The sequence below is a fragment of the Wolbachia endosymbiont of Mansonella perstans genome, from assembly GCF_020278605.1.
Taxonomy (GTDB): domain Bacteria; phylum Pseudomonadota; class Alphaproteobacteria; order Rickettsiales; family Anaplasmataceae; genus Wolbachia.
Genome location: NZ_JACZHU010000094.1, coordinates 1 through 3,561 on the forward strand (window position 1 = coordinate 1; position 3,561 = coordinate 3,561).

Consider the following 3,561-nt stretch of genomic DNA (forward strand, 5'->3'; position numbering starts at 1 on the left):
CTATACAAAGAGGAAGCTATTTTTGAATACAAACTTGAAGAAGGTATAAAGAAAGTCATCCAAATTGGCGAAGAATGCGGCATACAGATCGGTAAAGAAAGAGGCGAAAAACAGGCTAAAATAACTGTGGCTAAAAAACTACTTAAGGTTGGTGTATCTGTTGATTTAGCAACTGAATTTACTGGCCTTCCTAAAACTAAAATTGTACAACTTCAGGAAGAAATGGCCTAAGACCTGGCAGTCCTATTTCTATTGATTGACTGCTTGTATTACATTACTTAAATTAGTTTCAGGTTTGTTTTCCACTTCTTCTTGTAACGGATTTTCTCGTTGACTAGAAGAAACAGTAAAACTAACTTTTTGAACAGGTACGAATTGCTTTTTTTCTTCTATAGTATCTTTTTTATCTCTTGGACCCATACACAATACTTAGGCTATCCATTCTGTGCCTTTCATATTGTGGTTTATACCAATTTCCATTACATAAGACAATAACGAAGAAAAGATCCACACTGAAGCAAGTAGAATAGTGGGGCAGTGAGAATTGGTATTGCATGACACCATTTACTGTAAACTCACCTTTACTCTTATGGTTATCTTTTTATGCTATTTGTCTGCCTATTTTGCCGCTTTCCTAAGCAGACACATTCATTTCAATTACTCTGCTGCAATTTTGCTCTATCACATTTGCTACATTCAATATTCCAGCTTCATCGTAATAGTTTCCAATTACTTGTAAAGCAAGCGGTAAACCTTCATTGGAAAGTCCAACAGGAACGGAGATAGCAGGTAATCCAGCTAGACTTGCTGGTACGGTGAAGACATCATTGATACACATAATTAGCGGATCTGGCTTTTCATTCAAGCCAAAAGCTTCTGTTGGAGCAGATGGAACAAGTATGTAATCTATTTTTTCAAATGCTTTTATAAAATCATTTCTGATTAATGCTCTAATACATTGTGCTTTTTCGTAATATTCATTGTAGTGACCTGAAGAAAGTGCATAGGCACCAATTAAGATTCTTCTTTTTACCTCTTTTCCAAAACCTTCTGCTCTTGTTAGTGAATACATTTCTTCAAGGGTATCAGCATCAGCTCTGAATCCATAACGCACACCATCATAACGAGCAAGATTAGATGAAACTTCAGCAGAAGAAATTAAATAATAGACTGGTATTGCATATTTAGTGTGTGGCAATGTAATGTCAACCACTTCAGTACCATTTTCCTTCAGATCGGAAGAAACTTTTTCCCAATGATGGATGATTTCTTCTGAAATTCCATCCATTCTATATTCTTTTGGTATACCAATGCGCTTACCCTTGATATCATCGTTTACAAAATTAGAAAATTTGGGTACTGGCCTTTTACTCGATGTTGAATCTTTACTATCATAACCACAAATTGTTTCCAGCATTAATGCTGAGTCAGAAACGGAACGAGTAATGACCCCTGCTTGATCCAGGGAACTTGCAAATGCGATCATACCAAAGCGCGAACATCTTCCATAAGTTGGCTTTGCTCCAACTACTCCACAGTAAGCTGCTGGCTGGCGCACAGATCCACCGGTGTCACTTCCGAGTGCTCCAGCGCATAAAAACCCAGCAACCGATGCTGCGGAGCCACCAGATGACCCACCAGGTACAACTTTTTCCCCATCACTTTTTCTAACCCACACATTTTCAACAGGACCAAAATAGCTATTTGTGTTTGCAGAACCCATGGCAAATTCATCCATATTGAGCTTGCCGAGCATGGCCGCCCCACTTTTTAAAAGCAACTCAGATACTGTAGATTCGTAAGTCGGAACGAAGTTTTCTAGCATTTTTGAGCATGCTGTTGTTTTTACTCCCTTTGTGCAGAATAAATCTTTAACACCAACTGGTATACCCATAAGTGGCATACCACCTTTTTGTTTTAAAAAATGCTCATCAGCGGCTTTAGCAGCTTTTATTGCTATTTCTGGAGTTTTCGTCACAAATGCATTTAATTTCTCACTTTCAACTGCGTTAATGTGCACTTCTACGAGCTCAACAGCAGAAAAATCTTTCCGTTTAAGTCCATTGTGCATTTCTGTAATACTTAGCTTTCTTAATTCATTCATTTATTAATATTCAATTTTTAGCAAGGTAGTAATTATAACAACGGTAAGGCAAAAGATCTATACATTTATGGCGGTATAATACCAATTCTTATTATTAGCAGGTCGAACAGTTAGCGTTAAAAAGCTTGATTTTTGTGGTTGGAAATTAGCTGAAAAAACAACGCCTTAAGCATGTAGTTGATGCTCACAAGCTTACTATGTGTGGAAATGAACCAATAGAGATTGATGCTGAGAATATGGTTCGCAAGGTTAACGGAGTTAATCAGATGGCTTTATTACAAACGGTTTTAGGGGTTTAATATAGTTTACATAAAAATGTTAAAACATAATGAGTTATAGTATACGATTGATATGGATTCTAAAGCTCATGTAAATTCTGAAGATCAGTTGAATAGTTTGCTCACTAGTGCAGCCCAGTCTCAAAACAAATCTGTCTTAAAACTATTCTATTAATTGAGTTAATGGAAAAGGAAATTGAAGATATAGAATTATCTAAAATTGCTGACGAGCGATATAAAGAAAAGAGGATTAGATATCAAGATGCCTTCTGGGACTAGGCCGTATAATATAGAATATTCAGAATTGTCATAAAAAAAGACATTCAAGCACTTCCAGCAAAGGTAAAGTAAACCCAGCGGTTTTGCTGCAACCTATGAAAGGCTAACTATATAAGCAACTTATTGAAAATCTGAGAACGTTCAGAATGTTTGGGAACGTTCCCTAAACCTCAGAGCTTCAAGGAAGGAAGTTACTTCTATTTAAAACTTCTTTTATAGAACATGAAGACACTTTAGAAACTGAATTAAAAGGTGTGTTGTTTTAAACATCTTAATCTTTTCCTGTATACTATTTTTTGATGCTTGATTAGAAGCAAAACCAGAATCATGCCCTTTATTAAAACTAGGATTAGATATTTTGTTTTCAGGCATCTTTCTCAGTTCCTTACTTAAGGTGGTTGGTTACTGGAATTTTTGTACTGACATGATTATCATTTTGTTGATTGGGATGAGGTATGTTGTTATTTTCAAACATTATTTTTGCAGAAGGGGTTGAGATCTTGTTTGTAAATTAATGGACTTTGGTGATGTTAGTGGCTTCCTTGTATTTAGCTGGTAGTTTGGCAAAGCTACAATTTTGGGCCCTTGTTGTCCTACATCATCATCAGATCTGTAACATTGTCAGGAAGTACTGCTTCTTTTTCATTGTTTGATTGAGGGCTTGAAAACGTTGGATACTCATCTTCATCATCACTACAATCAGGCTCATTTCCAGAACACTCGCTTTCACCGTATAAGAGTTCAATTTCTGCTTTTCTTTCAAGAATTGAAGCCACACATTGCAGTGAATTCATGGCAATAAGTTACCTATTTCCATTATTACCTGGCTCCTGAGCATCTTCAGACTTATAGCCCTTCTGATAACAGTCAGGAATAATCAAAGAAACACAAAATCTACGA

General features: G+C 36.3%; 4 protein-coding genes and 1 pseudogene. 2 read left to right on the plus strand and 3 right to left on the minus strand.

The features are described 5' to 3' along the window. Nucleotides 1–231 (plus strand): annotated as a pseudogene (locus IHO13_RS04770) (Rpn family recombination-promoting nuclease/putative transposase); the annotation flags it as partial. Nucleotides 232–249: 18 nt separating this feature from the next. On the opposite strand, the gene IHO13_RS04775 reads toward IHO13_RS04770, so the two are convergent. Together IHO13_RS04775 and gatA are read right to left on the minus strand one after the other, a co-directional pair. After that, a complete protein-coding gene (locus tag IHO13_RS04775) occupies nt 250–420 on the minus strand; it encodes a hypothetical protein (RefSeq protein WP_225538515.1) in 171 nt (56 codons plus the stop codon). Between the two features lie 214 nt (nt 421–634). Continuing rightward, nucleotides 635–2,104, minus strand: a complete 1,470-nt coding sequence (gene gatA / locus IHO13_RS04780) for an Asp-tRNA(Asn)/Glu-tRNA(Gln) amidotransferase subunit GatA (protein WP_225538516.1) — start codon at nt 2,102–2,104, stop codon at nt 635–637. Nucleotides 2,105–2,301: 197 nt separating this feature from the next. Here gatA and IHO13_RS04785 point away from each other — a divergent pair, with 197 nt between their 5' ends. Further along, nucleotides 2,302–2,403: a phage major tail tube protein gene (locus tag IHO13_RS04785; RefSeq protein ID WP_255586109.1), complete on the plus strand. Its 102-nt coding sequence runs from the start codon at nt 2,302–2,304 to the stop codon at nt 2,401–2,403. 851 nt (nt 2,404–3,254) lie between these two features. Here the strand turns inward: IHO13_RS04785 and IHO13_RS04790 are convergent. After that, a complete protein-coding gene (locus IHO13_RS04790) occupies nt 3,255–3,455 on the minus strand; it encodes a hypothetical protein (protein WP_225538517.1) in 201 nt (66 codons plus the stop codon). Between the last annotated feature and the right edge of the window lie 106 nt (nt 3,456–3,561).